Annotated in this window: 1 protein-coding gene and 1 pseudogene; both read left to right on the top strand. The window is 69.0% G+C overall.

Annotation, left to right across the window (positions count from 1 at the left end; translation table 11 throughout):
* Positions 1-410, top strand: a 410-nt coding sequence (locus ACFP2V_RS38500; protein ID WP_381221387.1) for a hypothetical protein, incomplete at its 5' end; no start/stop codon positions are given.
* Between the two features lie 82 nt (positions 411-492).
* Positions 493-1,054, top strand: a pseudogene (locus ACFP2V_RS38495) (ISKra4 family transposase); the annotation flags it as partial.

Here is a 1,054-nt window from a genome sequence, read left to right as displayed (position 1 = left end):
GGCTGGAGGCGGAGCGGGAGCGTCTGGAGCGTTTGACGGTGACCCGGGAGACGCTGGAGGAACTCGCGGCGGACGGTGTAGGGGTCGATGAGACACCGCGGCCGCAGGCCGGGCCGGTGGGCGGTGGCCAGGTGGTGGGGGTGCAGACCGTGCACGTGTGGCGGGAGGGGATGACCAGTGGTGATCTCCCGCCGGTCTACCGGGACATCGTGGACGTGATCGATGATGCTCCGGAGGCGGTGCGGGCGAAGCAGGTCGTGCCGAGGATCGGTCTGCCGGCCCAGACGGCGAAGATCGAGGGGACGCGGGGCAAGCTGAAACGGCTGGTCGAGCGGGGCTGGCTGGCCGAGGAGAGTGCGGGGCTGTTCACCCCGTCCGCCCGCCGGACAGCGGATCGTGCGATGCAGTGAGTCAACTCCCGGTGTTCAAGGGGCTCTTCTTCCTACATTCGTAGGTGCCAACCAGTAACGACTGCCTGGAAGAAGAGCCCGGATGGAACGCTACGACACCAACGACGTCCCTGACCCGTTTGCCTGCTCGATGGAGGCTGCCAAGTCGCTGGCAGTACGGCTGTCGGCACCCGAGACCGCAGATTTGGACCATGCCGCGGTGGAACGGCTGATCGAGACGGAGGGCCGGGAGATCCTGCGCCGCTTCTTCCAGGACCACCTCGATCTGCGTGCCCTGCGCGAGGAACACGACCCGCCGTCTCAGACGGTCGTGGGTGCGGACGGCGCAGTGCGCCCGCACCGTGAAATCGGGCATGCCCGGCAGCTGACCTGCTTGTTCGGCAAGGTGACCGTGACGCGTTGTGCCTGGCGGAGCCGGGGCCGCGGCAATGTGCACCCGGCGGACGCGGCGCTGTCGCTGCCGCGCGGCCGGCACAGCCACGGCATCAAGCGCCTCGCGGTCCGTGAAGCGGTCCGTGGTTCGTTCACACAGGCCGTCGCGGCGATCACCGACCGGTGCGGGCGGGTGCTGGGCAAACGCCGGGCGGAGAGCCTGGTCGTTCAGGCCGCCCGCGACATCGACGCCTTCTACCGCGAGAAGATCG

The organism is Streptomyces incanus (assembly GCF_042656345.1).
GTDB classification, from domain to species: Bacteria; Actinomycetota; Actinomycetes; order Streptomycetales; family Streptomycetaceae; genus Streptomyces; species Streptomyces incanus.
This window is presented reverse-complemented; position numbering and strand designations above follow the sequence as displayed.